Source organism: Actinoplanes sp. TFC3, assembly GCF_001553785.1.
Lineage (GTDB): Bacteria > Actinomycetota > Actinomycetes > Mycobacteriales > Micromonosporaceae > Actinoplanes.
The window spans coordinates 201,764-206,555 of sequence record NZ_LOJP01000002.1 but is presented as its reverse complement, the minus strand read 5'-3'; the positions used below and the strand labels follow the sequence as shown (position 1 = coordinate 206,555).

General features: G+C 66.3%; 4 protein-coding genes and 1 pseudogene. All 5 read left to right on the top strand.

Features of this window, described 5'->3' with window-relative positions:
- Positions 1–157: 157 nt before the first annotated feature.
- The 5 genes and pseudogenes from TFC3_RS27960 to TFC3_RS39670 all read left to right on the top strand — a co-directional run bounded on the left by TFC3_RS27960 (position 158) and on the right by TFC3_RS39670 (position 4,779).
- Positions 158–913 (top strand): pentapeptide repeat-containing protein, encoded by a 756-nt coding sequence (locus TFC3_RS27960; protein ID WP_067508091.1) that lies wholly within the window; start codon positions 158–160, stop codon positions 911–913.
- Between the two features lie 40 nt (positions 914–953).
- Positions 954–1,934 (top strand): annotated as a pseudogene (locus TFC3_RS27955) (TerC family protein); the annotation flags it as partial.
- An 865-nt stretch (positions 1,935–2,799) separates the two neighbouring features.
- Positions 2,800–3,183 (top strand): helix-turn-helix domain-containing protein, encoded by a 384-nt coding sequence (locus TFC3_RS27950; RefSeq protein ID WP_067508087.1) that lies wholly within the window; start codon positions 2,800–2,802, stop codon positions 3,181–3,183.
- A gap of 43 nt (positions 3,184–3,226) precedes the next feature.
- Positions 3,227–3,736, top strand: coding sequence for a hypothetical protein (locus TFC3_RS27945; protein ID WP_153040513.1), 510 nt, complete (start codon positions 3,227–3,229; stop codon positions 3,734–3,736).
- Between the two features lie 194 nt (positions 3,737–3,930).
- On the top strand, positions 3,931–4,779 hold the full coding sequence (locus TFC3_RS39670) for a cysteine/serine endopeptidase inhibitor (protein ID WP_067508083.1): 849 nt from the start codon (positions 3,931–3,933) through the stop codon (positions 4,777–4,779).
- Positions 4,780–4,792 lie beyond the last annotated feature (13 nt).

The window sequence follows — 4,792 nt, the reverse complement described above, 5'->3', positions numbered from 1 at the left end:
GAGGCGGGGGCGGCCAGGCCGCGGGCGGCGACACAACCGGCGACGGCGGCGAGGGCACGGATCATGAGGGAAGCCTAGGAAAGATCACGGTGGGTAGCGATCGGCCGGTCAGACGACTGAGGAAGTGACCGAAAGTAGCCGAATATAGAATCTGGGGGTGAAAGAACTGCGGGCCGACTGCGGCAATTGTGCGGGGCTGTGCTGCGTCGCGCCGGCGTTCGCCAAGTCGTCGGATTTTGCCATCAACAAGCCCGCTGGGCAGCCGTGCCGGAATTTGCTCGACGACTTCCGGTGCGGCATTCACGACCGGTTACCGGAGAAGGGCTTTCCGGGCTGCGTCGTTTTCGACTGTTTCGGCGCGGGTCAGCACATCACCCAGCACACGTTCGGGGGACGGAACTGGCGCAGCACCCCGGGCATCGCCGGCCAGATGTTCGCGGTGCTGCCGGTGATGCGCCAACTGCATGAATTGCTCTGGTACGTAACCCAAGCGCTCAATCTCCCGGCCGCGCGCCGCCTTCACCCGCGCCTTGAAGCGGCCCGGGATGAGACGACAGCCCTGAGCGACGGCCCGCCCGAGCAGTTGCTGGCGATCGACTTGAACGCGTACCGGATGAAGGTCAATCCGTTGCTGCAAAAAGCCAGCGAACTGGCCCGCGCGCAGGTCAAGGGACGCCGGCCCGATCATCGTGGCGCCAATCTGATCGGGCGCCGGATGCGCGGTGCCGATCTGCGTGGGGCGAGCTTTCGCGGTGCCGTGCTGATCGGGGCGGATCTACGTGACGCAAATCTGTGGCTGGCCGATTTCACCGGCGCCGACCTGCGCGGCACGGATCTGCGCGGCGCCAACCTGACCGATGTTCTCTTCCTGACCGACAGCCAGCGCAAAGCGGCAGTCACAGCGGACCCATAGACTGAGCTTTCTAGATCGACCGAGACCGCGGAGCGTCGTCGTGCAGGTGCCTGGCCTCGTCTGGATCCTCACCGTGGTGGGGATCATGGGCCTCGTTGCGTTCGATTTTTACTTCCACGTCCGCAAGGCGCACATTCCCACGCTCAAGGAAGCCGGGATCTGGTCGTCGATCTACATCGGGATCGCCGTGCTGTTCGGCGCGGGGGTGTGGCTGTTCGGCGGGCAGGACATGGGCGCGGAGTATTTCGCCGGCTATGTCACCGAGAAGGCGCTGTCGGTCGACAATCTTTTCGTGTTCCTGGTGCTGCTCGGCAGCTTCAAGGTGCCGCGCGCCGATCAGCAGAAGGTGCTGCTGTTCGGCATCGTGTTCTCGCTGATCGCGCGCACCGGGTTCATTTTCCTGGGCGCGGCGCTGATCAACCGGTTCGCGTTCGTGTTCTATCTGTTCGGGCTGATCCTGCTGATCACCGCGGGCAACCTGCTCAAGAGTGACGATGACGACGACCGCAGCGCCAACAACGTCATCATCCGGACAGCTCGCAGATTCCTGCGCACCTCCGAGGAATACGACGGCGACAAACTGTTCACCCAGCAGGATGGCAAACGGGTGATGACCCCGATGTTGCTGGTCATGGTGGCCATCGGCGGCACCGACATCCTGTTCGCGCTGGACTCGATCCCGGCCATTTTCGGCCTCACCCAGAGTGTCTACCTGGTCTTCACCGCAACGGCGTTCTCGCTGCTCGGCCTGCGCCAGCTCTACTTCCTGCTGGACGGCCTGCTGGACCGCTTGGTCTACCTGTCGTACGGGCTGGCCGCGATCCTCGCCTTCATCGGCGTGAAGCTGATCCTGCACGCCTTGCACGAGAACAATGTGCCGTTCATCAACAGCGGCGACCACGTCGACGTCATCGAGATCAGCACCGGCGCCTCCCTCGGCTTCATCATCGGCGTCCTGATCATCACGGTCATCGGGTCACTGCTCAGCCCGCGCGGCCGGGCGCAGACGTACTCCTCGGCGGCGCGCCGGCACGCGGCAGAGTTCCTCGACATCGAAACCGACCCGCGCTACTGCGACGAGATCTACCACAAGCTGCTCGACGAGGTCGATCACATCAAGGCGCTTCCGGAGAAGCACCGTGCCGAGGTCCGCAAGCAGGAGGAGCTGATGACGCTGCTGGAGCGCGCCCACCGCGTACACGACGAGCGCGTCGCGGCCGGATCCTGCTACCGACCGTAACCAGCAGCAGGGTCTTCTTCGGCGTCCCTGATCCGGCTGGCGCGATCGATCCGATCCATCCGGCGAGTTCAGGGGCGCCGCTTGCTAATTGGAACGGGCCGTGGAGCGCGATGCCGCCGGGCGGCCGAAGCGGGAGGCGGCGCTGTTGGCCGCTGCACGGCGGGCGAAAGCGGGCTGCACCCGGTCGGGCGCAGTCGTGGCCACCGGGACCGCGACGGGCTCCCCCCACGTAACCGCGACAGGTTGCGGGGCCGCCGCGACGGGCCGCGCGCCCGCTACGGGCTGTGGGGCTGCCGCGACGAGCGCCGGGGTGGTGGCCACCCCTGCCGCGGCCGCCACCGCGGGCAGGGGTGGCACGGGTGCGGTCGGGGGGACCGCTTGCGGGAGGTCGTCCGGGTCGTCGGGCCTGGGGGCTGGCTTCCGGGTGCGACGCAGATGGAGCAGGCCGGCCATTGTTGCCGCCGCCAGCAGAATCGACAGGGATGTCGCCAACACCACCGAGACACGACCTTTCCCGAGCTTGAGCCGAGCATGGTTCGGCTACGGGTGGCGGCCCGGGCCGTTGGTTCTCTAGCCAATGACGCTAGCAAAGGATGGCACGGCAACCAATGGCCGGTACGGATCCCGGGCGCCCTATGCTTAGCCGATGAGCTTTGGCGGCTACCTGAAGGAAGCGATCCAGGCCGCCCGTTTTCCCACTCCCACGCACTTCGCCCGAGCCGTGGGCATCGATCCCTCGGTGGTGTTGCGCTGGTTGAGCGAGGAGCAACGGCCCACCATCCGGTCCATCGAACGGATTGCCCCCGTACTGGGGAGAAGTATCAACGAATTGGTCGTGGCGGCGTACCCGGATCGGGTTGGCGGTCCGGCACCTCAGCCGCCGGCGAATCACCCGCTGGTCCACGAGCTGGCCCTGCTGCTCGCCGAGGATTCCCCCATCCCGGCGGCGGACCGTCAGGCGCTCGCGACCGTCCTCGATCGAATGATCGACCCCTACCGCAAGGTGGTCCGTCGAAAGCGGACGGCATGACTGTTGTTCGCATCGCGCACCGGATGTCCGTAATCTCGGTTCTATGAACGCGCGGCCGGGTCCGAGTGCCCTGCACCTCCAGATGAGCAAGCTGCTCATCTCCTGTTTCGTGTTCGCGATAGCCGCCACCGGTGCCCTGATCGTGACGCTGATCTACGGCTTCCCCGACAAGCCCAGCGGCCCGCCCCCCAACAGCGTTCCCGGCATGCCCCCAGGCCCGCCGCCGGACGAACGGCCGCTCGCCCTGCTCATCGTGCTGACCGGTCTGGTCGTTCTCTCCTGGCTCGCCGTGCTTACCGTGTCCGCCCGCGACCGCATCCTCCAGCGAATAGGCGGCGTCGACGCCGACGAGGTCCGCGCCATCCTGACCGACGTGCGCACCGAACTGGCCGCCGATCGCGAGCGCGAGTGGCAGAAAATGACCGAAAGACTGATGGAGTACGCCGACCAGCGCGAAACCGACGGCTATCTGCACGGCATGCGGGTGGCAACCGCAGAAGAATCGATGGAAGCGAACGTACGCCCACTGCGGCGCCCACCGTCGCAACGCTGACGCTGCCTACATTTGCGGCGGCCGAGGCCGCGGGTGGGACTTGAGCATCGCGGAGCGCACGATCCGCCGGCCCGGCATGGACGTCAGGCCAGGATCCGTGCACGCGGTCATCGTTGTCTGTAGATCTCCGGGATGGGCTCCGTATACAGTCCTAACAGATTCGTAGCCTTCTATGTCCAAGAAGGAGCCCCCTCGTGTTCTCCGTGCGAAAAGCCGTCCTGTCCGTCGCCGCGGGCCTGACGGCAGTGCTGGCTCTGGCCGCTCCGGCGGCGGCGGCCATCCCCATCGGCCAGGTCCAGAACGGCAAGGCGACGTACTACAACGATGCCGGGTACGGCGCCTGCGGTACGCCGATCAACGCCGCCACCGAGATGCTGGTCGCCGTGTCGTATCAGTGGTGGACCACGGCCAACCCCAACGCCGACCCGTTGTGCAGCGGCATTTCCGTGCAGGTCACCTACAACGGCAAGACCATCACGGTGCCGGTCAAGGACAAGTGCCCCGGCTGCGACGCCACGCACATCGACCTGAGCCAGCCGGCCTTTGGCCAGTTCGCTTCCACGGACCCGTCGAACACTCCCGGCGTACTCAATGTGACCTGGAAGTTCGTCTCCAGCACGGGCGGCGGTGACAATCCCCCGCCGTCCGGCCCCACGGGCGCCACGGGCCCGATCACCGGCCTGGCCAACAAGTGCATCGGCGCGGCCGGCGGAGCCACCGGGAATGGCACGGCGATCGACCTGTACTCCTGCGTGGGCGACGCCACCCAGCAGTGGACCAGAGCCACCGACGGCACCATCCGTACGGGCGGCAAGTGCATGGACGTCTCCGGCAGCGGCAACGCAAACGGCACCAAGGTCCAAGTCTGGGACTGCAACGGCACCGGCGCCCAGCAATGGGTCTACACCAGCGCCCGCGACCTGGTGAACCCTCAGTCGAACAAGTGCCTGGACCTGGCCAACAACAGCTCCGCCGACTTCACGAAGACCCAGATCTGGACCTGCACAGGCGCCCCCAACCAGAAATGGACCGCCCCCGTCTAACCCCACTCCGCTC

What these genes read in the sequence shown, in the direction of transcription:
- TFC3_RS27950 (WP_067508087.1), top strand. Translation starts at nt 2,800, where the DNA reads ATGAGCTTTGGCGGCTACCTGAAGGAAGCGATCCAGGCCGCCCGTTTT.
- TFC3_RS27945 (WP_153040513.1), top strand. Translation starts at nt 3,227, where the DNA reads ATGAACGCGCGGCCGGGTCCGAGTGCCCTGCACCTCCAGATGAGCAAG.